The organism is Streptomyces sp. NPDC047706 (assembly GCF_043204795.1).
In the GTDB taxonomy this organism is placed as follows: Bacteria; Actinomycetota; Actinomycetes; order Streptomycetales; family Streptomycetaceae; genus Streptomyces.
Genome location: NZ_JBIDCW010000003.1, coordinates 174774 through 197821 on the forward strand (window position 1 = coordinate 174774; position 23048 = coordinate 197821).

A 23048-nucleotide genomic window follows, 5' to 3' on the forward strand; every position below is an offset into this window, starting at 1 on the left:
AAACGTACATACGGGGCAGATAGGTGTGGTGTACGTCACGATCGGGCTTGGTCGCCTGCCTGAAGTTGCGGCGACACGGCCGGGATCGTCACCGTTTCGGCGGTCTGAACCGCCGGGTACTTGCGCGATCCGTCCCGCCCGTGTGGACTACGGCCAATGCTTCGCGCACGCGCGTGGCTGAGACTCCCCCAGGCTCTTGACGGGCAGGGGGCACCCCCCAATCCAAAACATGATCAGGAGGCAACCCGTGAGCGCGACCGCGGACCACGCGGAGGAGCGGACGAACCCTGCCGCCAGGCTGGGGTTCCAGCCCGGGCAGGTGGTCCAGGAGATCGGCTACGACGACGACGTCGACCAGGAGCTCCGCGAGGCCATCGAGGAAGCCGTCGAGGGCGACCTGATGGACGAGGACTTTGACGACGTGGCCGACGCCGTTGTGCTGTGGTTCCGTGACGACGACGGCGACCTTACGGATGCGCTGGTGGATGCCACCACGTACATCGAGGAAGGCGGCGCGATCCTGCTCCTCACGCCGAAGACCGGCCGGTCCGGATACGTGGAGCCGAGCGACATCTCGGAAGCCGCGACCACGGCCGGGCTGACCGCGTCCAAGAGCGTCAGCGTCGGCAAGGACTGGAGCGGCAGCCGTCTGGCGACGCCGAAGGCCGCGAAGTCCAAGCGGTGACCGTTCGTTGAACGTGGGACGGGCTGACGGACGTCAGCCCGTCCGACGGCCGTCCGTGATCGCTGCGTAGGGTGGTGGCCACCCGAACAGCCCCATCGAAGGGACGACGATGGCCATCCAGGTCGGCGACAAGGCCCCCGACTTCGAGCTGAAGGACAACCACGGGCGGGCCGTGAAGCTCTCGGACTTCCGTGGCGAGCGGAACGTCGTGCTGATCTTCTTCCCGTTCGCCTTCACCGGCGTGTGCACCGGCGAGCTGTGCGAGGTGCGGGACAACCTGCCGCGGTTCTCCGACCGCGACACCCAGGTGCTCGCCGTCTCCAACGACTCCATCCCCACCCTGCGCGTCTTCGCTGAGCAGGAAGGCCTGGAGTACCCGCTGCTCAGCGACTTCTGGCCGCACGGCGAGGTCTCACGGGCGTACGGGGTCCTCGACGAGGCCAAGGGCTGCGCGGTGCGCGGCACCTTCGTCGTCGACAAGGACGGCGTGGTCCGCTGGAGCGTCGTCAACGGCCTTCCGGACGCCCGGGACCTCGACGCGTACATCGAGGCTCTCGACACCCTGTGATTCTTCGGTTCCGGGGCCTGCGGCGGCCGGGAACCCGTCACTAGGATCGACTCGTTTGATCCGATACCAACGCACGACGGGGCACCCGCCCCTGGACACCAATGGAGGACTCGTGGGAGTCAGCCTCAGCAAGGGCGGCAACGTTTCGCTGACCAAGGAGGCCCCGGGCCTGACCGCGGTCATCGTCGGTCTGGGGTGGGACGTGCGCACCACTACCGGCACGGACTTCGACCTCGACGCGAGCGCGCTGCTGCTGAACAACTCCGGCAAGGTCAGCAGTGACCAGCAGTTCATCTTCTTCAACAACCTCAAGAGCCCGGACGGCTCGGTCGAGCACACCGGTGACAACCTCACCGGTGAGGGTGAGGGCGACGACGAGCAGATCAAGGTCAACCTGGCCGGCGTCCCCGCCGACATCGAGAAGATCGTCTTCCCGGTGTCCATCTACGACGCCGAGAACCGCCAGCAGTCCTTCGGCCAGGTCCGCAACGCGTTCATCCGCGTCGTCAACCAGGCCGGCGGCGCCGAGATCGCGCGCTACGACCTGTCCGAGGACGCCTCGACCGAGACCGCGATGGTCTTCGGCGAGCTGTACCGGCACGGTGCGGAGTGGAAGTTCCGCGCCATCGGCCAGGGGTACGCCTCGGGGCTGCGCGGCATCGCGCAGGACTTCGGCGTCAACGTCTGAGCCACGTCCCTTTCGCTCCGCCCGTCCGGCGCCGCACGTTTGCGTGCGGCGCCGGACGCGCAGGACAACCACATCAGGCAGCACCCAGGGGAGGACAAGCATCATGGGCGTCACGCTCGCCAAGGGGGGCAACGTCTCCCTGTCCAAGGCCGCGCCGGACCTCACTCAGGTGATGGTCGGGCTCGGCTGGGACGCGCGTTCCACCACCGGAGCCCCGTTCGACCTCGATGCCAGCGCCCTGGTGTGCAGCAGCGGACGGGTGATGGGCGACGAGTGGTTCATCTTCTACAACCAGCTCAAGAGCCCGGACGGCTCGGTGGAGCACACCGGCGACAACCTCACCGGCGAGGGCGACGGCGACGACGAGTCGATCCTGATCGACCTCTCCAAGGTGCCCGCCCGGTGCGACAAGATCGTCTTCCCGGTCTCGATCCACATGGCCGACGAGCGCGGCCAGACCTTCGGCCAGGTCAGCAACGCCTTCATCCGGGTGGTCAACCAGGCCGACGGCCAGGAACTCGCCCGCTACGACCTCAGTGAGGACGCCTCCACGGAGACCGCCATGATCTTCGGCGAGGTGTACCGCTACCAGCAGGAATGGAAGTTCCGGGCCGTAGGCCAGGGGTACGCGTCGGGGCTGAGGGGCATCGCTCTAGACTTTGGAGTCAACGTTTCGTAAAGCCGGGTTACGGCGCGGGGGAGACCCGTACACCCCGTACACAAGGGATTGGGTAGCCAGTGGTTCTGAAAACCTTCGGCTGGTCGTTCGCGGTCACCGCGCTCGGCCTCGTCGCGGCGGTCTTCTACGGGGGGTGGACCGCCTTCGGCATCGTGGCGATCCTCTGTGTCCTGGAGATCTCGCTGTCCTTCGACAACGCGGTGGTCAACGCCGGAATCCTGAAGAAGATGAACGCCTTCTGGCAGCGCATCTTCCTCACCATCGGCATTCTGATCGCCGTCTTCGGCATGCGGCTGGTCTTCCCCGTCGTCATCGTCGCCGTCAGCGCGCAGCTCGGTCCGATCGAGGCCGTCGACCTCGCCCTGACCGACAAGGAGCGCTACCAGGCGCTGGTCACCGACGCCCACCCGGCGATCGCGGCGTTCGGTGGCATGTTCCTGCTGATGATCTTCCTGGACTTCATCTTCGAGGACCGGGAGATCAAGTGGCTGGGCTGGCTGGAGCGCCCGCTGGCCAAGCTCGGCAAGGTCGACATGCTCTCGGTCTGCATCGCCCTGATCATCCTGCTGATCACGTCGATGACCTTCGCGACCCACGCCCACCTGCACGCCGGGCCCGCGAACAAGGCGGAGACCGTTCTGCTCTCCGGTGTCGCCGGCCTCGTCACGTACATGATCGTCGGCGGCCTCTCCGGCTTCTTCGAGGACAAGCTCGAGGAAGAGGAGGAGCGCGAGCACCAGCAGGAGGAAGAGGCGAAGCGTACCGGCAAGCCCGTCATGCTGCTGGCCGGCAAGGCCGCGTTCTTCATGTTCCTCTACCTGGAGGTCCTGGACGCGTCCTTCTCCTTCGACGGCGTGATCGGTGCCTTCGCCATCACCAACGACATCGTGCTGATGGCCCTCGGTCTCGGCGTCGGCGCCATGTACGTCCGGTCCCTGACCGTGTACCTGGTCCGTCAGGGCACGCTGGACGACTACGTCTACCTGGAGCACGGCGCGCACTACGCCATCGGCGCGCTCGCCGTGATCCTGCTGATCACCATCCAGTACGAGATCTCCGAGATCATCACCGGCCTGATCGGTGTCGTTCTCATCGCCTGGTCCTTCTGGTCCTCCGTCCGCCGCAATCGTGCGCTGGCGGCGGCCGAGAAGAACGCGGGCGCGGACAGGACTGAGGTCTCGTCCGGGGTGTGACACCCGTTCGGGTGAGGAACGCTTTTGTGCGGGGCGGCCGTCGAGGACGACATGATGTCCTCGACGGCCGCCCCGTCGGTCTTGTTCGGCACGGTACGGCACGGTGTGTGGGGAGTATGGGGGGCGTAATGGGGTTGTTTGACGGGCTCTGGCGGGGGCGCACGGCCGAGTTCGACTCGGGCAGCGCGGCCAGCAACGCGATCGAGCTGACCAAGCGGCACAGCCAGGTGTCACTCACCAAACAGGGGGCGGCGACCGGGCATCTGCGCATCAATCTGACCTGGCGGATGCGCAGCTCCGACATCGGCGGGCCCCAGCGGGAAAGCCTGCTGCGGCACCCCTTCAAGGCGCTCAAGCCGCCGGAGGTCATGGGTCACAGCCAGAGCATGGTCAACGTCGACCTCGACCTGGGCTGCCTCTACGAGCTGCAGGACGGCACCAAGGGCGTCGTACAGCCGCTCGGCGGCTACCTCGGCGACGTCAACGCACCGCCGTACGTCAAACTCAGCGGCGACGACCGGTTCGGCTCGGCGTCCGGCGAGACGATCTACGTCAATCTCGACCACCGTGAGGCGATCAAGCGCCTACTGGTGTTCGTCTACATCTACGACCAGACCCCGGCCTTCGACCGCACCCACGCCATCGTCACCCTCTACCCCAGCAACGGCCCCCGCATCGAGATCGGCCTCGACGAACGGCACCCCCAGGCCCGCTCCTGCGCCGTGGTGATGATCGAGAACGTGAAGAACGAGATGTGGGTGCGGCGCGAGGTCAAGTTCGTCTACGGCTTCCAGGCGGAACTCGACCGGCTCTACGGCTGGGGGCTGCAGTGGGGGAGGGGACACAAGGCGAAGTCGCAGCGGTGACCGCTAGCGGCCGATGAACTGGGGACCCTGCGGCGGCAGCCGGAAGTCGGGGTCCGGGGCCGCGGGCACCGGGACCGGCGGCGGGTAGCCGTACCCGGACTGTGCGGTGGGCGGTGCCGCCTGCGGATAGCCGTAGGAGGGCTGGCCGGCCGGGTGCGGGTAGCCGTACGCGGGCTCCGTCGCGGCGGGCTGCTGCTGCGGATAGCCGTACCCGGGCTGCGTGACCGGCTGGGGCACCACGGCCGTCGGCTGCTCCGGCGGGAGCGGCCGCGAGGCCTCGGGCCCCGCCTGGGTGGCGGCGGACCTGCCCTCGGCGTCGGCCGCCGTCCCTTCAGCGGCCGCCTCGGACTCGTCCACCGAGATGCCGAAGTCCGTCGCGAGCCCCTTCAGCCCGTTCGAATAGCCCTCCCCGAGCGCCCGGAACTTCCACCCGTCCCCGCGCCGGTACAGCTCCCCGCAGATCAGTGCGGTCTCCTCGCCGGTCTCCGGCTTGACGTCGAAGTAGGCCAGCGGCTCACCCTCGGGCGCCGCCGCGTCGTACAGCAGGATGCGCAGTGACCGTACGCGGTCGAACGTCACGCCATCCGCCGACGCGACCAGCAGAATCTGGCTGACGTCCGGCTCGACACCCGTCAGCTCTGTCTGGATCGTGTCGGTCAGGCCCTCGGCGACACGCTTCTTGCCGAGCCGCCACACCTTCCCGGAGGGGTGCCGGGGCTGGTTGTAGAAGACGAAGTCCTCGTCGGAGCGCACACGGCCGTCGGGGCCGAGGAGCAGCGCAGAGGCATCGACATCGGGGACCCCCTGTCCGGGCGTCCAGCGCAGGACGGCGCGTACCGTCGTGGCTTCGAGCGGGACGTTGGACCCCTTCAACATCGCGTGACTCATGCGGTCATCCTGCCCTCTCGGTCCTGCTCACGACAATGCGGGGTAGGGCAGGCGCCCAGCCGCCCGCCGGCGCGGGCCAGAGACGTTGCCCGCCCCTGCGTTACTTGAAATTCATGCCCTGCGGGAACCCATGACATGGACTCCTACGTACTATTACCGGCCACCTTCAGCCGGTACCCAGGCCAATCAAGCACCACAGGGAAGCCATATGCGTCATTTCGGGCACATTGCCCCTGAGGTGCGGCAGCGCCTCTTCCACCGGCAGCCGTGCGAATTCACCGCCGGCTCCCCGGCCCGGCTGCTCGCCGCGGCCCTGGGTGCCACCCTGTACAGCCCGGCCACCAGGCCGCGGCTCGCCGAGGACATCGCCAAGCAGACCGGCCGCGGTGTGGTCTCGATGGTGCTGTGCCTGGAGGACTCGATCGGCGACGCGGACGTCCTGGCCGGCGAGGAGAACCTCGTGCGCCAGTTCGCCGAACTCGCCGCGTTCGACGAGCGCGCGCCCGGGGCCGACCTCCCGCTGCTGTTCATCCGCGTCCGCGCGCCGGAGCAGATCCCGGACCTGGTCCGCCGCCTCGGCGCCACCGTCCGGCTGCTGTCCGGATTCGTGCTGCCGAAGTTCACCGAGGAACGCGGCATGCCCTTCCTGGAGGCCCTGACGATCGCCGAGGCCGCCGCCGGACAGCGGCTTTTCGCCATGCCGGTCCTGGAGTCACCCGAGCTGCTCTACCGCGAGTCCCGCGTGGAGACCCTGGAGGGCATCTTCCGGGCCGTCGACAAGTACCGCGAGCGCGTCCTCGCGCTGCGCCTCGGCGTGACCGACTTCTGCTCCTCCTACGGCCTGCGCAGAGCCCCCGACATGACCGCGTACGACGTCCAGGTCGTCGCCTCCGTCATCGCCGACGTGGTGAACATGCTGGGGCGGGCCGACGGCACCGGGTTCACCGTGACCGGGCCGGTGTGGGAGTACTTCCGGGTGCAGGAACGTATGTTCAAGCCCCAGCTGCGGCGCAGCCCCTTCCTGGAGGGCCAGGCCGAGGAGCTCCGCGAGGCCCTGATCGAGCACTCCATGGACGGGCTGCTGCGGGAGATTACGCTGGACCAGGCCAACGGTCTGCTCGGCAAGACCTGTATCCACCCCTCGCACGTGCTGCCGGTGCACGCGCTGTCCGTCGTCAGTCACGAGGAGTTCAGCGACGCCCAGGACATCCTGCGGCCGGAACTGCTCGGCGGCGGCGTGCTGAGGTCGGCGTACACGAACAAGATGAACGAGGTGAAGCCACATCGCGCCTGGGCCGAGCGGACCCTGCTGCGCGCCGAGGTCTTCGGCGTCGCCAACGAGGACGTCGGCTTCGTGGAACTGCTCGCCGCGGGGATCCCCGGGTGAGGGCGGGCGCCGGGCGCCATCGGGCGCGTGAGAAGACCTCCGAAGGTCTCAGAAGACCTCCGAAGATCTCCGAAGATCTCAGAAGACCTCCGAAGATCTCACAAGACCTTTGACACGGCTGAGCAACTGACACCGCTGAGCAACGGCTGAACACAAGGAACGCATGGACAAGGCAGTGAACGACGCGGCCGCGGGCCGGGACGACGGGTTCGGCAACGCCGGCGGATCCGGCAGAACCGACGCGTTCGACGGGGCCGGCGCGCTGAACCGGGCCGGCCAGGACGACGGCGTGTGGTCCGGGAGCTGGGTCGCCGAGCGGCTCGGGGTCCGGCTCGAGGGCGACGACACCCTCACCGGCATGCTCGGGCTCGCCCTGCGGCGCAACCCCAAGCGGGCCCACCTCCTCGTGTCGAACGTCCTCGGCAAGCACGTACCGCAGTCCCCGTCCGTCGTGTACGGCTCCGGCTTCACCCTCGGGCGCAGGGTGCACGCGCTGCTCGGCCCCGCCGGGGCGCACCGCGCGGTCGTCGTCGGCTACGCCGAGACGGCCACCGGCCTCGGTCACGCCGTCGCCGACGGTCTCGGCCACGCCCCCTACCTGCACTCCACCCGCCGCCCCGTACCCGGCGTCGCCCGTGCCGGCGGCTTCGAGGAGTCCCACTCGCACGCCACGTCCCACCTCCTGCTGCCCGAGGACCCGCACCTCCTCGCCGGGGACGGCCCGCTGGTCCTGGTCGACGACGAGTTCTCCACCGGCAACACCGTCCTCAACACCGTCCGCGCCCTCCACGAGCGCTACCCCCGCGACCGGTACGTCGTCGTCGCCCTCGTCGACATGCGCTCCAGCACCGACCAGGACCGCCTGACGGACTTCGCCACCGAGATCGGTGCCCGCATCGACCTGGTCACGGCGGCGCGCGGGACGGTGCGGCTCCCGGACGGGGTGCTGGAGAAGGGCCAGGCTCTGGTCGCCGAGCACGAGCCGGCAGCGGCCGTGCTCGCGGCTGCCGGTGCCGCCGGGCACGGACGGATCGGACGGGTCGATCTGCGCTGGCCCACCGACCTGCCCGACGGCGGCCGGCACGGCTTCACCGCCGCCCACCGCACACGTCTGGAGAACGCCCTGCCCGCCATGGGCGCCCGCCTCGCCGGGGCACTGCCCTCCGGCGCCCGTCGCGTCCTGGTCCTCGGCTTCGAGGAACTGATGTACGCCCCCCTGCGCCTCGCGGGCGAGCTGGAGCAACTGGTCCCCGCCGCGCAGATCCGCTTCTCCACGACCACCCGTTCTCCCGTACTCGCGGTCGACGACCCCGGCTACGCCATCCGCACCCGCCTCGTCTTCCCGGCGCACGACAACCCCGCCGACGGCCCCGGCGAGCGCTACGCCTACAACGTCGCCGGCGGCGCCTTCGACGCCGTGGTCGCGGTGGTCGACTCCACCGCCGACACCCCAGCCCTGCACGCCCCCGACGGTCTCCTCGCCCAGCTCGCGCAGCACACCCCGCACGTCCTGCTCGCCGTCGTGCCGTCGTACGTCCCCGTGGCCCCGCCCGCCCCCGAAAGGCCCGCCATGCTGCCCGAGCCCCTTCGCGGCCCCGCCTTCTCCAGCTACGCGCCCGAAGACGTCGGCTGGCTGCTCCAGGACCTGTCGGACGTCACCCTGGAGGCGCCGACCGAGGAGCGCGAGGAGGCCATCCAGAGCGGCGGCGCGCACTACGCCGAGTCACTACCGGTCGAGTACCAGCCCAGCGAGCAGTACCAGGCCCTCTTCCACTCGGCCCTCAAGACATCCGCGACCCGCATCGCCCACGCCGTCGGCGTCGTGACCGAAACCGTTCTCGCCGAACGCTCCCCGCGCCCCGTCCTCGTCTCCCTCGCCCGCGCCGGCACCCCCGTCGGTGTCCTGATGCGACGCTGGGCCCGGCACCGGCACGGCCTCGACGTCGCGCACTACGCCGTGTCGATCGTCCGTGGCCGCGGTATCGACGCCAACGCCCTGCGCTGGCTGGCCGACCGGCACGACCCCCGCGACGTCGTCTTCGTCGACGGCTGGACCGGCAAGGGCGCCATCACCCGCGAACTGGCCGCCGCGCTCAGCGAGTTCGAGGAGGCGGAAGGCGTCACCGGCTTCGACCCCGAGATCGCCGTACTCGCCGACCCCGGCTCCTGCGTCCGCACCTACGGCACCCGCGAGGACTTCCTCATCCCGTCCGCCTGCCTCAACTCCACGGTCTCCGGGCTGATATCCCGCACCGTCCTGCGCGCCGACCTCGTCGGCCCGCACGACTACCACGGCGCGAAGTTCTACCGCGAACTCGCCGGCGCCGACGTCTCCACCCTCTTCCTCGACGCCATCTCCGCCCGCTTCGACGAGGTCACGGACGCGGTCGACGCCGCCGCCAAGGAACTGCTGTCCGCCGACCGCACCCCGACCTGGGAGGGCTGGGCGGCCGTCGAGCGCATCAGCGAGGAGTACGGGATCCACGACGTGAACCTCGTCAAGCCCGGCGTCGGCGAGACGACCCGCGTGCTGCTGCGCCGCGTCCCCTGGAAGATCCTGGCCCGTGCCGGTGCGGGCCCCGACCTCGACCACGTCCGCCTGCTGGCCGAGCAGCGAGGCGTGCCGGTCGAGGAGATCCCCGAACTCCCCTACACCTGCGTGGGGTTGATCCATCCCAAGTACACACGAGGCGCGACGGGCGCCGACGGAAGGGCGGTGGCTGTCTGATGCCGGTGCTGGTGGCGAGCGACCTCGACCGTACGCTCATCTACTCCTCCGCCGCGTTGGCGCTGACCATGCCGGACGCGCGGGCGCCCCGGCTGCTGTGCGTCGAGGTGCACGAGAGCAAGCCGCTGTCCTACATGACCGAGACGGCGGCCGGGCTCCTCACCGACCTCGCCGACGCCGCGGTCTTCGTGCCGGCCACGACCCGCACCCGCAAGCAGTACCTGCGCATCAACCTCCCCGGCCCCACGCCGAAGTACGCGATCTGCGCCAACGGCGGGCACCTGCTGGTCGACGGCGTGTCCGATCCCGTCTGGCACGCGAGCGTCCAGTCGCGGCTCGCCGACGAGTGCGCGTCGCTCGCCGAGGTGCAGGAACACCTGCTGACCGCCGCCGACCCGGTCTGGGTGCGCAAGCACCGCGTCGCCGACGACCTCTTCGCCTACCTCGTCGTCGAGCGTGAGCTGCTGCCCGAGGACTGGGTGAAGGAGCTCGCGGTGTGGGCGGAGAACCGGGGCTGGACGGTCTCCCTCCAGGGCCGCAAGATCTACGCCGTGCCGAAGCCGCTCACCAAGAGCGCCGCCGTGCGTGAGGTCGCCCGCCGCACCGGCGCGAACCTCGTCCTCGCCGCGGGCGACTCCCTCCTCGACGCGGATCTCCTGCTCGCCGCGGACAAGGGCTGGCGCCCCCACCACGGTGAACTGGCAGACAGCGGCTGGACCGCCCCCGGCATCACCTCTCTGCCCGAGCGCGGGGTACTGGCCGGCGAACGCATCCTGCGAGAGTTCCTGCGCGCGGCGGAGGAGCGGGTGTAGGGGAGCGGTCACAGGGGAGCGGCCACAGGGGAGCGGCGTGCCGAGGGTGGTGAGGCTGCTGCCGGCTGTGCGGGTGGCACCGGCCGGGCTGCTGCCACCGGCCGTGCGGCCGCCTTCCGCGGCAGGCGCTATCGACTCGATCGCACCCGCGACCGGGACGCCGGCGTCCGTCGCGCCTGTCCCTCGCCCATGCCCGCACCTGCTGTGCCGCGGGAACCCTGGTCGTCGTGCCGTCCCCGCCTCCTCGCGCCGCCACCGGGACGCAGCAGCCGCACGCCGATGAAGGCCACGACCGCCACCGCGGCCACGACGAGGACGACCTTCGAGTAGCTGGAGACCACGGCGGTCACCTCGGTCCACTTCTCGCCCAGCGCGTAGCCGGCGAGGACGAACACGGTGTTCCAGATCGCGCTGCCCAGCGCGGTGAGGCCGAGGAACAGCGGCATGCGCATGCGCTCGACCCCCGCCGGGACGGAGCTCAGGCTGCGGAAGACGGGGATCATCCGTCCGGAGGAAGCAGACCGGGCAGCCCCGGCGGTCACGGCAGCCGGCGGGGAATACCGGGCGGCCACGTGCACCCGGGACGGCGACCTCGGTGGCCGTCGCGGTCGCGCGCCGCTCGGGCGTCAGCCGCAGCAACCTCCGCCGCAGCACCCGCCGCCACCGCCCCCGCCCCCGCTCGCCCGCGGAGCGGGCGCGGACGCCGAGCCGCCCACCGCGACGGTCGACAGGAGCTTCACCGTGTCGTCGTGGCCCGTGGGGCAGGTGGCCGGGGCGGAGGACTCGGCCATGGGGCGGCTCAGTTCGAAGGTGTCGCCGCAGGTCCGGCAGCGGTACTCGTAGCGAGGCATGCCCTCAGGTTAACGGGCGTCCTTTGGTGGAGGCAGGGAACGGTCGCGCGCCGCGGGGTCACCACGCCCCTGCTCCCCGGGCTCCGGCCCGACCATGTCGGGATGGCGGGCCCGCCAGTACGGATTGTCGCGCGGCAGAGCCGAGCCGACCCTCCCGTACATCCCGAAGAACATCAAAAGCACGCCGACGACGAAGCTGAACAGCACGTTCTGGATCCGGAAGGCCAGGAAGTTGTACTCCGTGTCCAGAAGCCCCAGATTCAGGAAGCCGCTGAGGATGAAGGCGATGCCGACCACCATGTTGAGCGTGGAGGCGAAGTTGCCGCCGATCACCATGCCCACGAAGAGCAGGATGCCCACGCAGATCGACAGGACGCTCAGTGTGCCGTTGGTGTTGAGGCCCGCCACCTGGTCACCGCGGGTGTCGAAGAAGCCGACCTTGTCGATCAGACCGAGGATGCCGAAGGCGACCAGCACCAGACCCATGAGTCCGGCACCGAAGCGGTAGACCTGGTTCAGCCGGTGGTCGACGGGGAGGTGCTTGTCGAACCGGATCCGCTGCCGTGCTTCTCCGTGCGATGCGTGTGTGGCCATGTCGCCTCCCAGAGGGCGATAGCGGAGGCCCTGCGTCCCTTTCCCTTCAATATCTGCCCGCCCTGCCCGGGTGGGCAACACATGGAGGTCAGATCCCGGCGTCGTCCCGGTTGAGCGCCCATGGGGCAGACGGTCACCGGAGCGGGACCGGTCAGTGGGCCGGGCCCCCGCGATCCTCGCGGATCTGCCCGACGACACCGGCCACCGTCCGCCGGACCGCTTCCGTCTCGGTCAGGAAGTGCCAGTAGTCCGGGTGTCGGCCCTCCAGGGTGGCGACCGCGCGCTCCAGCCGCCCGACGGCTTCGTCCAGGGGACGGGCGTGCCGGGGATCAGGGGTGTTGCGGCCGGCCATGGCGAGCCGCTGGGCGTCCCGGATGGCGAAGCGGGTCCGGTCGATCTCCTGCCGGGGATCCTTCTGGACGGCGTTCAGCCGCTTCAGGCGGTCGCCTGCGGCCGAGACGGCGTCGTCGGTGGAGTTCAGCAGGGCCCGGGCCGTGGCCAGCAGAGCGGTCGCGTCGGGCCAGCGCTGGGCCTGGCGTGCCGTCCGGGCCTCGGTGAGCTTCTGCTCGGCCTGGCGGACGTTCTGCGCGGCCTGGGCGGGCACGGGCTGCAGGTCCTGCCAGCAGGCGGCGGTGAACCGGCGCCGCAGCTCGCTGAGCACCGGCTCGACCTGTCCGGCGCGGGTGGTCAGGGCCTCGGCGCGGGTGCGCAGGGAGACCAGGCGGCGGTCGATCTCGGCGGCGCGTTCGGGCAGCCGTTCGGCCTCCGTGCGGATGGCCTCCGCCTCCCGGGCGAGCCGCTCGGCCCGTTCCAGTGTCTGGGGGACGCCGTGCCGGCCCGCGCCCTGGTTCAGCTTGGTCAGCTCCGGGGCGAGGGCGGCGAGACGGGCGGCGAGGTCGTCCGCCTTGAGCCCCGATCCTCGTACGGTGTCGAGGGCGTTCGAGGCGGCGAGCAGGGACTGGCGGGCGCGTTCGACGGCGGGGGCCAGGCGGGCGAGCTGGGTCTCGGCCTTGCCGAGCAGGGGTCCGAGGCCGTCGGAGAAGCGGTCCAGGTCCTGCTTGACCCGGCCGAGCTCGTCCTTGGCCCCGGTGAGCTCGGTGCGGGCGCGGGCGGCGGCCGAGGCCTCCAGATCGTCGCGGTCGAGGTCGTGGGCGTCGACGGCGTTGATGTAGCGGTGGCTGGCCTCGTCGATGCGGCGGCCGAGCGCCTCGAAGTCGGCGGCCGCGCGGCGGGCGGCGGGGGAGTCGTCGACGGCCGCGATCGTCTCGATGGAGATGCGCAGATCGCGCTGGGCGGTGTCGAGTTCGTAGAAAGCGGCCGCGGCGGCGTCCTTCGCGGCCTGTGCCTGCGCGCGCTGGCTCTCGGCCCGCCCGCCGAACCAGCGCCGGGTGCCGCCGCCGGCGAACGCGGCGGGCAGGACGAGGGCGGCGGCCAGCGGCAGGCTCATCAGGGTGAGGACGTCACGGACGCCCGCTGGGGCACGGCGGCGCCCATGCGCTCTCGACGGCGAGTCCGGCTGAGGTGGTGTCGCCGTCACATCCCTCTCCCGTGCTGTCATCCGCCCTGCCCGGTGGTGTCATTCTCCCACTCGTTGAGGACGAACACACGGGGCGGTCAGTTCGCAGTCCGTACTGTGACTTTGCAGTCGCCGGTACGGGCGGACACGAGGTGGCGGCCGGCGTCGTCGCGGGGCACGGACACCTCGATGCGGTGCTTGGCGGCGCAGTCGGCGACGAAGCCGGAGCACCTGACCCGCAGGACCAGCCGGTCACCGTCCATGGCCCAGGTCACCTCGGGATCCCTGCCCATGACGACCGAGCCCTCGAACCAGCGGGTGACCTGGACACGGCCTTCTGGGGCCGCGTCCGAGGCGACGAGTTCCAGGGCCGAGTCGTCGGAGTCCACGGTGAGCGTGGAACCCGGCAACGGGAAGGACCGCCGCTCGGGTTCCTGGTCGTCCCCGGCGGCCGCGCAGCCGGTGACACCCGCCACGACGACCGCGACGGCACCGGCCAGGGCTGCGGTGCGGGCGGACACGGAAACGGTACGGGCCATGAGATCTCCCCCTGCGACGGTCTGCGGAACGCCTCCCGGCCGGGCCGCGGCAGCGGCAGGAAAGGCGACCACCCGACCGTACTGACCCGCCCGTCACCGGGGGATCCGGCCCGCTCCCGAATCCGGGGTGGGGATATCCCCCGGCCCGTCAGGCCCTCCAACGCCGCGGCAGTACGGGATTGCAGGGCACTCCCTCCGGCAAGGTAGGCTGTCGACTCGTCCTGGGCGCGTAGCTCAGCGGTAGAGCGCCGCCCTTACAAGGCGGATGTCGGCGGTTCGAAACCGTCCGCGCCCACCAGGGTTACCAGGGAAATCGCCCCGGCCGATCATCGGCCGGGGCGCGCTTCTTTGATCGTCCAGGAGATGCTCGGGAGATCGGAACGGTGGAAGGTCGATCTGCCGCCTCGACTCCGCCGTCGTGAGCGCGTCCAGGACGTCACCATGAGGGAGCGCCAGCCGGGCGGTGCCCAGTAAGAGGTGAATTGATCATTATGTTCTGTATCTTGCGTTTCTGAGCCCTCCGGGGGCGACTGCTCGATGACCAGGGCCACGGCCAACGCCGGTCGCGTCGCACTCGGCAGGCAGATGCTCGCGTCCGACGTCTCCGACACGGCCGTTCGCGCTCCTTGACGAGGACGGGACGGTGGTCGGGTGGACGCAGGCCGCCGAGCACCTCGTCGGATACTCCGCCCGGGAGGTGGTCGCCGGTCCGCCGTACCCCTCCTGCCCTGCTTCGGGGCGGTGTGCACGATGTCGGCGTACGTCGAGCAGTGCCGCGCCTGGAACGGCTGGTCGGGCGCCTCGGCGGTGCGCCACCGGGGCAGGCTCTCCGGCGACTTCACCTTCACGCTCAAGCGCTGAACCCTGCCCTGGTCGCCGGGCAACTTCGAGGAGTGGGCGGTGCTGCGGCCGTCCTGGTTCATGCAGAACTTCACCGGCCACCACCCGCACGCCCGGACGATCCGCGAGGAGGGCGTGATCAGGACCGCGGCGGGCGACGGGCGGGTCGCCTTCGTGGACGCCGACGACATCGCGGCCGTCGCCGCGCACGCGCTGACCGATGCCGAGGCACCCGGCACCGACCTCGTCCTCACCGGCCCGCGGGCGCTGAGCCACGACGACGTCGCCGCGGTCCTCACCGGGGTCACCGGGCGCCGGGTCACCCACCAGCGGCTGACGTACGTGGAGATGCGCGAACGCCTGGCGGCCGGCATGCCCCAGGAGTTCGCCGCCATGCTCGCCGGGATGGATCGCGCGATCGCCGCGGGCGCGGAGGACCGGACCACCGGTACCGTCCTGCGCCTCACCGGCCGGCCGGCGCGTGACTTCCGGACCCATGTGGAGCGGGCCGTCCGTCGGTAGGCTCGGGGCCATGGTGCAGAGCAAGGCCGAAGACGTCGACGCGTATCTCGCCGAGGTGCCGCAGGAGCGCCGGGAGGTGCTGAGCCGGCTGCGGGCGCTGTGCGTCGGGGAGTTGGCGGGGTTCCGTGAGGTGATGGCGTACGGGATGCCCGCCTATGAGCGGGACGGCGCCGCCGAGATCGCCTTCGCCAGTCAGAAGCAGTACATCTCCTTCTATCTGATGCGCGGCGACGTCCGCGAGGCCTTCGAGGAGCGGCTCGCCGCGCAGGACATGGGCAAGGCGTGCCTGCGCTTCCGTAAGCCCGAGCTGATCGACTTCGAGCTGGTGCGCGATCTGCTGAAGGCGACGGCCGCCGGGCCCGGGCAGGTCCGCTGAGCGCTGCGCCGGGCCCCGGGGGGCGTGGGCGGGGTGTCAGTGGCCCGCTGCCCGCAGCTCCCGTACCAGCTTCGCCGCCACGGGGGTGGCTACGCCCTGCTGCTCGCCCGCGCGCAGCAGCGCGCCGCCGATCGCGTCCAGCTCCAGGGGCCGTCCTGCCTCGGCGTCGCGCTGCATGGAGGACTTGGTGCCCGGCGGGAAGGCGTCGAAGCGGGCGAGTGCCTCGGCCGGGTCGGCGGGGCCGCCGCAGGCGCGGCTGACGGCGGCCGTTTCGGCGACCAGGGCGGTGAGTTCGTCGCGGTGGTGGACCCGGACGTCGCCGAGGGGGCGGGCGTAGCGGGTGGTGAGCAGGGCGAAGGGGGCGAGGAACGACATCTTCGCCCACAGGGCGGCCGCCTCGTCGCCCAGGACGCGGGTGGTGAGGCCGGCGCCGGCGAAGGCGGCGGCCAGTGTGTCGAGGCGGGGGCGGGGGACGGGGTCGCCGGTGAGGTCGATCTCGGCGAAGGGGCTGGTGTGCTCGATCTCGCCGGGGGCCACGCGGGTCGACTCGACGCGGATGACGGCCGGGGCGACCTGGCCGGGGCGGTAGCGGGAGCGGAGGCGGGCGGGGTGCTCGACGCCGTTGAGGAAGGGGACGAGCAGGGCGTCGCCGAGGGCGGGGGCGGGGACGCGGGGCAGCGCGGCGTCGAGGGTGGTGGCCTTGACGGTGATCAGGCAGGCGTCGACCGGTTCACGCAGTTCGGTGCCGGCTTCCACGGGGACGGTGAACTCGCCGTGACGGGAGCTGCGGACGTGGATGCCGGTGGTGCGCAGGGCGTGGGCCGTGGTGTCGCCGGCCAGGCAGATCACCCGATGGCCCGCGCGGGCGAGCAGGCCGGCCAGCAGGCCGCCCACGCCGCCGGGGCCCACTACCGCGACGGTGAGCCTGCGCGGTGTGGTGGGAGTGGTGTCCTTGTCGTACGCCATGTCTCGCTCCTTCTGCCGGTCGGCCCCGTTCGGTGGCCGCCTGGGAGGCGATCATGACAGGCGGGGCGGGCCCGCCGGTAGGGCCGCTCCGGACCGGGACGTACGGGCCGCGAGACGTGCGGACTGCGAGACGTACGGGGGCGGACGGGGTGAGACTGGAGCCATGTGCCGCAGTATCAAGACGCTACGTCCGCCCGTGCTGCCCGAGGAGGCGACCGAGGAGGACATCCGGGCCGCCGCGTTGCAGTACGTGAGGAAGGTGTCCGGTTTCCGGGCGCCCGCCGCCCACAACCGCGAGGTCTTCGAGCGGGCTGTCGACGCGATCACCGAGGCCACGGCCGAACTTCTGTCCGGCCTGGAGATCCGAGGCCAGACCGCCCGCCGGGCGGGTTAGCGGTCCGGGGGCGCGGGGCGGGTGCTGGGCCGGGGTCGGCCGCCGGTCGTGGTCGGGCTCGGTCAGCCGCCGTCCGTCGGGCGTGGGCTCGGGCCGTCCGCCGGCCGAGGGATCGGCACGGCCGTCAGGCGCACCGGCGGCCTTCGCCCCCGCCGGGGGACGGGCCGGCGACGTAGCCCCATGAGGTCCCTTCCCTGGTGGGGGCGGGTGGACGTGCGCGTGACACGGCCCGCCGCTGGGTGCCCGCTTTCGGCCTGACGGTGGCCATGCGTGCCTGTATGTGCCCCATCGTGCACGCACCGTAGCGGCTTGGCCCTTCCAGGGCTCCGGTTCGCCGGCCCGGCCGCGGACGAGCGCCCGGCGGACTCAGGCCCGTCCCATCAGATGCGTGGCCGCCGCTCCCGCCGCGAACAGCGCGAGCAGTGAGACGCCCGTCGCCAGCCATGTCGCGCCCAGCCAGTGGGCGCCGAAGTAGCCGAGGGCGACGCTGTACGTGGCCCAGGTGAGGCCTGCCAGGGCCGACCAGGGGACGAAGTCGCGGGGGCGGCGGTGGGCGGCGCCGGCGGTGAGGGAGACGACGGAGCGTCCTGCGGGGGCGAAGCGGGCGAGGACGACCAGGGCGCCGCCGCCTCGGGCCAGGGCCGTGCCGAGACTTTCCTGCGCGGTGCTGAGGCGGGGCAGGCGGGCCAGCGCGCGGTCCAGGCGGGCGCCTCCGCTCCAGGCGAGGCGGTACGCCACCAGGTCACCCAGTACGGACGCGGTGGTGGCGCAGAGAGTGAGGAGCAGGATGTCGGGGACGTCGGCCGGGACGTGTCCGGTGGCCGCGCCTGAGCCGGCGGCCGCGGCCGTCGCCGCCATGATGACCAGCACCCCGCTCGGCAGTACCGGAACGAACACGTCGAGCAGGACCGACGCGGCCACCATGGCGTAGATCCATGGACTGCCCGTCAGTGACCCCACACTCTCCAGCACCGCGACTCCCCGTCATCCCCCGTGAGCATCACAGAGTACGCCGGGGGTGTGACAAGAGATTCACGGGGGGCTCGTGTGTTCGGTGCCGGACGTTCACGTACAAACCGAAGAACTGCGCCCGGCCAGGTCGGCCGCGCTCACCCCGCTGCCCGGTTCCGCGCCCGCCGCCGCCCCCGGCTCCGCCGCCACCCGCAGCACCGCACGGGCCACCGCGTCCGCGTCCGACAGCGTCACCGAGTCCACGCCGGGCCGCGCGCCCGCCGCCGTCACCCAGTGCACGCCCTCCGTGGGCACCCCGATCGCGAACCGCCGCTCGTGCGGCACTCCTTGACGGTCCATCAGGCGGTACGGCCGCCGGGTCACGTCCAGCCCGCCGGTCTCGTACCCGTCGACCGTGTGCGGCCGGCACTGCCCGGAGCCGAGGAGCCGGGTGAGCAACTCGTCGGCGGTGCGGCGCAGATCGGGTTCCGGGAGCCGTGCCTCCACCAGGGTCGTCACGCGTACCGCCGACCCCGGCACCTCGGGCGAGTGCGCCACCCACGCGCCGTCCGCGCACCGCACCTCCAGCCGCGGGCCCAGTACCTCCACCACGCCGGACGCCGTCAGCGCCGCCAGTTCCTCGATGCGGCGCCGGGGCGGGCCGATGGAGAGGAAGGCGTTGAGCGGCGTGTACCAGCGGTCCAGGTGGTCCCGGCGGGAGGCGCCCGGCAGCCCGGCGTGGTCGACGATCAGCCGGATCTCGTTGCGCAGGTCGCGCAGCACGTCGAGGGCCGCCTTCAGCGGGCCGCGCACATTGCCCAGGGCGGCCTGTGCGGCGTCCTCGCGCAAGTAGGTGAGGAGCCAGTCACGCCAGGCGCCGGGTCCGTCGAACGTCCGGTCCGCGTGCGGCCGGGAGATCCGCCGCCACGACCAGCGTTCGGCTGCCGGGATCCCGAACTCGTCCAGCAGACGGGCCTCCTGGGGATCGCCGTGCGCAACGGCGAGATACCGCTCGGTGAACGCGCGTGACCCGTCCAGCAGCGTGGCGTAGTGGACCGTCTCGACCTCCTTGGCCACCAGCGGCCATATCTCCGTCAGGAAGTCGGGCGCGTCCCCCGAGTCCGCGCGCTTGCGGAAGCCCGCGATCACCTCCGGCGTGAGCACGAGGGGCTCGTGGCGGCCGTACGGGCCCTTGGCGTTGTCGCCGCGCGCCTGGTACGGGACCCCGCGCCGGGAGCCCGCGTACAGGCGGGGCTCGCGGCCGGAGGGGAGGTAGCGCAGGCCGTGCTCGGCACGGACGAAACGGCCGCCCCGTCCGGTGGTCAGCAGCGCCATGTGGTCGAAGAAGTTCAGGCCCAGGCCGCGCAGCAGCACCGGTTCGCCGGGGGAGAGCGGGTCCAGGTCGACGTCCGCCGGATTGGCGGGCGGGACGTACCGCAGGCCGTGGCGGTCGGCGTACGACGTCTGCTGCCGCTGTTCCTCGTCCGGTGCCGTCGGCAGATGGCCCTGCGCGAGGACGACCGCCGCGAGTCCGGTCAGCAGCCGGCCGTCGTCGAGGGCGAGGACCTGATGGCCGTCGGGGCCGTCGTCGAGCCGGACCGCGCGGGCCGTGTGGACCTCGACGCGCACCCCGGGCGGCGCCTGACGCACCGTCCGTGCGAACACCCATTCCAGATAGCGGCCGTACTGCGCCCGGGTCGGGTAGTCGTCCGGCCCGAGTTCGCCGCGCGCCCACTCGAACAGGCTCGGGCCCGGCCGGATCGGCCCCGAGCAGTCCACGCTCTCGTCCGTGAACAGGGTCACCTGCGAGGCGACGGTGTTCATCAGCAGCTCGGCGGACTGGGTGGTGCGCCAGACCCGTCCGGGCCCGGGTGCCGCCGGGTCGATCACGTGCACCGTCAGCGGCGCACCGGGCGGCAGGAGTTCGGTGGCGGAGGCGCACAGGCGCTCCAGCACGCTGGTGCCGCGCGGCCCGGCGCCGACGAGGGCGACGGAGACCGGGGCGGGGGCGGACCTGGTCCCGGGTGGCAGCGACCCTTCCAGAGAAGTCCCGCGTGGAGCCTCCGCCAGGGAGGCCTCCGGTATGGATTCCGCGGTCGGTGCAGACAAAGGGGTGACTCCCGGGCGTGTGGGGCACAGTGCGGCGGACCGTCCCAGTGGAAGCGGACGGTCCGCCTCATCATGCCGTCGCGGACATCAGAAGCCAACGCGGGTCCCACAGGTCCCGGATGTACCTCATGAGGTGGTGAGAACCGACTCCTCCACGGTCATGAGCCGCGCGCCGCCCCGCCCGTCCAGTGCGGTGTGCTCCAGCAGCAGCCGCGCCGAACGCCCGCTCATCGTCAGGGTCATCAACTGGTTGCCGAACCAGGGCCCGCTCGTGCAGCGCCAGTCGATCGGCGGCTGCGGCACCTTGCCGTGGCCCGCGATCCGGCGGCCCAGGAACCGCGCGAAGCGGCTCCAGCCGAACCGGAAGCCCAGCTGTATCACCGGCGGGACGGAGTTGTGCACGGGCGAGCAGGTGAGCTGGAGCACGCGCGCGTCCGGCCCGCCGGCGGGCCACGCCGGCTCCGCCACGTACGCGTGATGCACATCCCCCGACAGCACGCACACGGTCGCCGGTGCCGCGTCTCCCGAGCCCACCTCGGCGATCAGCGCCGCCAGCGCGTCGAAGGACTCCGGGAAGGCCGACCAGTGCTCCAGGTCCGCCGCCCGCCGCATCTTCTCGCCCCACCGCGCCCAGCGCTCGCCCTTCTCGCCCCTGCACAGCGCCGCGTTCCAGCCCTCGGCGTCGTGCACCAGGTGCGGCAACAGCCAGGGCAGGGAGGTGCCGATCAGGAGGTGGTCGAACGATCCCGGCTCGTTCAGCGCCTCGGTGCGCAGCCACTCCTGCTCGCCGGCGTCGAGCATCGAACGGCTGCCCTCCGCCAGGACGCGGGCGGCGCGGCTGTCCACCATCAGCAGCCGGACCCGCCCGAAGTCCCGCCGGTAGCTCCACCGCACGGTGGTCGGGTCCGCGTCGGCCTCGGTGGCGAAGGCGCGCAGCAGGCCGGTGGCGTCGGGGGTGTCCCGCACGGCCGCGTACAGGGGGTCGGCGGCCAGTTCGGCCGGTGTGAGGTTGCCCAGGTGCTGGTGGACCCAGTACGACATCAGGCCGCTGACCACCCGCTCCTGCCACCAGTCGGTGGTGCGCATGTCGGCGAGCCAGGCGGCGGAGGTGTTCCAGTCGTCGATGACGTCGTGGTCGTCGAAGATCATGCAGGTGGGCACGGTGGACAGCAGCCAGCGCACCTCGGAGTCGAGCCAGGACTCGTAGTACAGCTCGGTGTACTCCTCGTAGTCCGCCACCCCGCTGCCCGGCGGCAAGCTCAGGTCGCGGCGGGCGGCCAGCCGGCGCCGGGTCGCCCCGGAGGTCTCGTCGGCGTAGATCTGGTCGCCCAGGAGCAGCAGGACGTCCGGCCGTTCGGCCGTGGGGTCGGCCGCGATACGGGCGGCCAGGGTGTCCAGGGCGTCGGGGCCGACCGGGTCCTTGCCGTCGGCCGGGGGCGCGGCCCAGCGGCAGGAGCCGAAGGCGACCCGGACGGTGCCGTCGGCCCAGCCGGCGCGGATCACCGAGGGCGGGTACGGCGAGTCGGGCAGCGGCCACACGGGCGTGCCGTCGAGCAGCACCTCGTACTCCGTGGTCGTCCCGGCCGTCAGGCCCGTCACCGGCACCAGGGCGTAGTGGTGGCCCGCGACCTGGAAGGTGCGGGCCGCGCCGTGGGCGCCGTCGGCGCAGCGCACCTCGGCGGTGCAGGGGCGGCTCGCCTCGACCCAGACGGTCGCCGTCGAGCCGTCGACGTACCTCAGCAGTGGTCCCAGGCGCAGTGCCGCCACGTGATCTTCCGCCTTCTCTCTGGTCGGCCCGTCCCGAGGGCGCTCCGCGCCCTCTTCACCGGCCTCCTCCGTCGCCCCGTACGGTACGGAACGACGGAGGCCGGCGGGGAGGTTCCGCGCCGGAAAGGTGGCGCGTCGGAGTCAGCCGGAGGCCGGGTGGGTCAGCAGGAGGCCAGGTGGTTGGTGAGCGCGCTCTTCTCGGTGGAGTCGACCGAGAGACCGTAGTAGTACTTCACCTGGACCCAGGCGCGCACGTAGGTGCAGCGGTAGGCGGTGCGGGACGGCATCCAGGTGGCCGGGTCCTGGTCCCCCTTGGCCTGGTTGACGTTGTCGGTGACCGCTATGAGCTGCGGGCGGGTCAGGTCGTTGGCGAAGGACTGGCGCTTGGAGGTGGTCCAGCTGCCTGCGCCGGAGTCCCAGGCCTCGGCGAGCGGGACGAGGTGGTCGATGTCGACGTCGGAGGCGGCGTACCAGGTGGCGCCGTCGTACGGGGAGTACCAGCTGCCGCTGGTGGCGGCGCAGGAGGAGTCGGTGACGACGCCCGAGCCGTCGCGCTTGAGGACGGTCTCACGGGTGTTGCAGGAGCCGGACTGCGTGATCCAGTGCGGGAAGAGGTCACGGTCGTAGCCGGTGCGGTCCTCGGCCCGCACGGTGAGCTGGGCGAGGTAGGAGCGGGCGGTGGCGCCGCTGACCGGGGTGGGGAGGGCGGCGGAGGCGGTGGGGGCGCTGAACAGTGCGACGGAGGCGGCGAAGGCGCTGATCGCCGCGACTGCGCTGAGCCGTCGACGCGCGTAGAACCTGGGCATGCGAACTCCCTTGGAGTGTGGGGGTCTTGGCGTGCGGGCGAGGGAATGCTGTCGATGCCGTATTGCGAACGGGTGTGCGTTCGGTGAGAAGCTAGTGACACGTGCATGACACGACAAGATTCAGGGCGGAACTTTTCCGCTCAAGGGGCGGTGGGGCCGTCGCGTAGCATGGGGGGCGCAGAAGGGGAGTAGCTCTTCGCCGGTCCGTCGACATACTGCTCAGCCCGCGAGGGATCCGAGCCGGCGCCCGGAGGCGGGTCTCGATGACGAGGCCGGCCAGCGAGACCTTCGGCATGCAGGACACGCCCGTGCCCACGGCACGG

Annotated in this window: 20 protein-coding genes, 1 tRNA gene and 3 pseudogenes; 13 read left to right on the top strand and 11 right to left on the bottom strand. The window is 71.6% G+C overall.

The annotated features are described in order from the left end of the window. The first annotated feature begins 247 nt into the window (after positions 1-247). From ACGF8A_RS04535 to ACGF8A_RS04560, 6 genes are all read left to right on the top strand, one after another. Positions 248-685, top strand: coding sequence for a DUF3052 domain-containing protein (locus ACGF8A_RS04535; protein WP_393104150.1), 438 nt, complete (start codon positions 248-250; stop codon positions 683-685). A gap of 109 nt (positions 686-794) precedes the next feature. Continuing rightward, a complete protein-coding gene (locus ACGF8A_RS04540) occupies positions 795-1253 on the top strand; it encodes a peroxiredoxin (protein WP_393104152.1) in 459 nt (152 codons plus the stop codon). 112 nt (positions 1254-1365) lie between these two features. Beyond that, a complete protein-coding gene (locus ACGF8A_RS04545; RefSeq protein WP_393104154.1) occupies positions 1366-1941 on the top strand; it encodes a calcium homeostasis/redox stress adaptation protein in 576 nt (191 codons plus the stop codon). A 103-nt stretch (positions 1942-2044) separates the two neighbouring features. After that, a complete protein-coding gene (locus tag ACGF8A_RS04550; RefSeq protein ID WP_393104156.1) occupies positions 2045-2620 on the top strand; it encodes a TerD family protein in 576 nt (191 codons plus the stop codon). A 59-nt stretch (positions 2621-2679) separates the two neighbouring features. Continuing rightward, positions 2680-3813 (top strand): DUF475 domain-containing protein, encoded by a 1134-nt coding sequence (locus tag ACGF8A_RS04555; protein WP_393104159.1) that lies wholly within the window; start codon positions 2680-2682, stop codon positions 3811-3813. A 128-nt stretch (positions 3814-3941) separates the two neighbouring features. Next, positions 3942-4679: a Tellurium resistance gene (locus tag ACGF8A_RS04560; RefSeq protein ID WP_393104161.1), complete on the top strand. Its 738-nt coding sequence runs from the start codon at positions 3942-3944 to the stop codon at positions 4677-4679. A gap of 3 nt (positions 4680-4682) precedes the next feature. Here ACGF8A_RS04560 and ACGF8A_RS04565 read toward each other — a convergent pair whose 3' ends face one another. Then, positions 4683-5567, bottom strand: a complete 885-nt coding sequence (locus ACGF8A_RS04565; protein WP_393104162.1) for a TerD family protein — start codon at positions 5565-5567, stop codon at positions 4683-4685. A gap of 208 nt (positions 5568-5775) precedes the next feature. On the opposite strand from ACGF8A_RS04565, the gene ACGF8A_RS04570 reads away from it, so the two are divergent. The 3 genes from ACGF8A_RS04570 (at position 5776) to ACGF8A_RS04580 (ending at position 10494) form a co-directional block, all read left to right on the top strand. Continuing rightward, positions 5776-6954 (top strand): HpcH/HpaI aldolase/citrate lyase family protein, encoded by a 1179-nt coding sequence (locus ACGF8A_RS04570; protein WP_393104164.1) that lies wholly within the window; start codon positions 5776-5778, stop codon positions 6952-6954. A gap of 163 nt (positions 6955-7117) precedes the next feature. Then, the gene (locus ACGF8A_RS04575; RefSeq protein WP_393104166.1) at positions 7118-9682 is read left to right on the top strand and encodes a phosphoribosyltransferase; all 2565 of its coding nucleotides are present in this window, start codon (positions 7118-7120) and stop codon (positions 9680-9682) included. Then, positions 9682-10494: an HAD family hydrolase gene (locus ACGF8A_RS04580; RefSeq protein WP_393104168.1), complete on the top strand. Its 813-nt coding sequence runs from the start codon at positions 9682-9684 to the stop codon at positions 10492-10494. Before ACGF8A_RS04575 ends, ACGF8A_RS04580 begins: the two co-directional genes overlap by 1 nt. A gap of 128 nt (positions 10495-10622) precedes the next feature. Here the strand turns inward: ACGF8A_RS04580 and ACGF8A_RS04585 are convergent. The 5 genes and pseudogenes from ACGF8A_RS04585 to ACGF8A_RS04605 all read right to left on the bottom strand — a co-directional run. Continuing rightward, a pseudogene (locus tag ACGF8A_RS04585) lies at positions 10623-11003 on the bottom strand (DedA family protein); the annotation flags it as partial. 117 nt (positions 11004-11120) lie between these two features. Further along, positions 11121-11345 (bottom strand): zinc ribbon domain-containing protein, encoded by a 225-nt coding sequence (locus ACGF8A_RS04590; protein WP_393104170.1) that lies wholly within the window; start codon positions 11343-11345, stop codon positions 11121-11123. A gap of 9 nt (positions 11346-11354) precedes the next feature. Further along, complete coding sequence (locus ACGF8A_RS04595) at positions 11355-11939, bottom strand: DUF4383 domain-containing protein (RefSeq protein ID WP_393104172.1); 585 nt, start codon at positions 11937-11939, stop codon at positions 11355-11357. Positions 11940-12090: 151 nt separating this feature from the next. After that, positions 12091-13476 carry a hypothetical protein gene (locus tag ACGF8A_RS04600; RefSeq protein ID WP_393104174.1) on the bottom strand — a complete coding sequence of 462 codons (1386 nt, stop codon included), beginning with the start codon at positions 13474-13476 and terminating at the stop codon, positions 12091-12093. Positions 13477-13574: 98 nt separating this feature from the next. Beyond that, positions 13575-13994: pseudogene (locus tag ACGF8A_RS04605) on the bottom strand (hypothetical protein); the annotation flags it as partial. A 223-nt stretch (positions 13995-14217) separates the two neighbouring features. Here ACGF8A_RS04605 and ACGF8A_RS04610 point away from each other — a divergent pair. The 3 genes and pseudogenes from ACGF8A_RS04610 to ACGF8A_RS04620 all read left to right on the top strand — a co-directional run bounded on the left by ACGF8A_RS04610 (position 14218) and on the right by ACGF8A_RS04620 (position 15732). Further along, positions 14218-14292, top strand: a tRNA-Val gene (locus ACGF8A_RS04610). 578 nt (positions 14293-14870) lie between these two features. Continuing rightward, positions 14871-15356: pseudogene (locus ACGF8A_RS04615) on the top strand (NmrA family NAD(P)-binding protein); the annotation flags it as partial. A gap of 10 nt (positions 15357-15366) precedes the next feature. After that, positions 15367-15732, top strand: coding sequence for an iron chaperone (locus ACGF8A_RS04620; protein ID WP_393104176.1), 366 nt, complete (start codon positions 15367-15369; stop codon positions 15730-15732). Between the two features lie 36 nt (positions 15733-15768). Here the strand turns inward: ACGF8A_RS04620 and ACGF8A_RS04625 are convergent, their stop codons facing one another. Continuing rightward, complete coding sequence (locus tag ACGF8A_RS04625) at positions 15769-16698, bottom strand: ketopantoate reductase family protein (RefSeq protein ID WP_393104178.1); 930 nt, start codon at positions 16696-16698, stop codon at positions 15769-15771. 163 nt (positions 16699-16861) lie between these two features. On the opposite strand from ACGF8A_RS04625, the gene ACGF8A_RS04630 reads away from it, so the two are divergent. Then, complete coding sequence (locus ACGF8A_RS04630) at positions 16862-17092, top strand: DUF2277 domain-containing protein (RefSeq protein WP_393104180.1); 231 nt, start codon at positions 16862-16864, stop codon at positions 17090-17092. 366 nt (positions 17093-17458) lie between these two features. On the opposite strand, the gene ACGF8A_RS04635 is transcribed toward ACGF8A_RS04630, so the two are convergent. From ACGF8A_RS04635 to ACGF8A_RS04650, 4 genes are all read right to left on the bottom strand, one after another. Continuing rightward, positions 17459-18064 carry a DedA family protein gene (locus ACGF8A_RS04635; protein WP_393104182.1) on the bottom strand — a complete coding sequence of 202 codons (606 nt, stop codon included), beginning with the start codon at positions 18062-18064 and terminating at the stop codon, positions 17459-17461. Between the two features lie 93 nt (positions 18065-18157). Then, the gene (locus ACGF8A_RS04640) at positions 18158-20074 is read right to left on the bottom strand and encodes an FAD/NAD(P)-binding protein (RefSeq protein ID WP_393104508.1); all 1917 of its coding nucleotides are present in this window, start codon (positions 20072-20074) and stop codon (positions 18158-18160) included. A 204-nt stretch (positions 20075-20278) separates the two neighbouring features. Beyond that, the gene (locus ACGF8A_RS04645) at positions 20279-21919 is read right to left on the bottom strand and encodes an alkaline phosphatase D family protein (RefSeq protein WP_393104184.1); all 1641 of its coding nucleotides are present in this window, start codon (positions 21917-21919) and stop codon (positions 20279-20281) included. 161 nt (positions 21920-22080) lie between these two features. Then, a complete protein-coding gene (locus ACGF8A_RS04650) occupies positions 22081-22725 on the bottom strand; it encodes an HNH endonuclease family protein (protein ID WP_393104186.1) in 645 nt (214 codons plus the stop codon). Between the last annotated feature and the right edge of the window lie 323 nt (positions 22726-23048).